Origin of the sequence: Actinomyces sp. S6-Spd3 (genome assembly GCF_000758755.1) — a bacterium.
Lineage (GTDB): Bacteria > Actinomycetota > Actinomycetes > Actinomycetales > Actinomycetaceae > Pauljensenia.
This window is the reverse complement of record NZ_JRMV01000139.1, coordinates 1-842: the sequence shown is the minus strand read 5'-3', so window position 1 is coordinate 842 and position 842 is coordinate 1. Positions and strand designations below refer to the sequence as shown.

1 pseudogene is annotated in these 842 nt (G+C 56.4%); it reads right to left on the bottom strand.

From position 1 onward, the window contains the following. Positions 1-842 (bottom strand): annotated as a pseudogene (locus HMPREF1627_RS00825) (NADH-quinone oxidoreductase subunit D); the annotation flags it as partial.

Genomic DNA, 842 nt, shown 5'->3' with positions numbered 1-842 from the left:
GAACCTTGAAGCCCTCGGTTACAAGCTTGAAGTGGTGAATGAGAGACTCCATGGACTCACCCATGATCTCGCGAATGTGCGCCAGCGAGTTACCCTGACCATCCGAACCAATCGACATTTGTGCCGGCCACTTGATTGCCGGATCCTGCACCATAACTGGGTCACCCTCGCACTCATCAAGCTTGTCGAGAACCTGGTTAATGATTCGCAGCGACTGGTAGCACTCGTCGAAACGCACCTGCACGCGGTTGTACGCGTCAGACTTGTCTCGAACCGGAACGTCAAACTCAAGCTGGTCGTAACCGAAGTACGGCTGTGTCTTACGCAAATCGAGCGGGAGGCCAGCAGCACGCAAGCACGGACCGGTCATGCCAAGCGCCATCATCGAAGCGAGCGACATGTAGCCCACATCAATGTGACGAAGCTTGAAGATCGGGTTTTCCTGCGTGAGGTCCTGCAACTCCCCAATGTCATTGCGCAAGTTAGGAAGGAGCTCGCGAATGTAATCCGTGGTGCCCGACGGCAGATCCTGAGCCACACCGCCCGGACGCATAAACGCGTGGTTCATGCGCAGACCCGTGATGCGCTCAAAAATACGGAGCACGTTCTCACGGCCTCTAAAGGCGATCGTCATCATCGTGGTTGCGCCCAGCTCGTTACCACCGGAGCCGATTGCGACCAGGTGCGAGCCAATACGGTTCAGCTCCATCAGCAGAATGCGGATCCAGTTAGCGCGCTGCGGAACCTCGTCGGTAATACCGAGTAGCTTCTCCACGGCCTGCACGTAAACAGCCTCGTTAAACAGCGGAGCCACGTAGTCCATACGCGTACAGAACGTTACG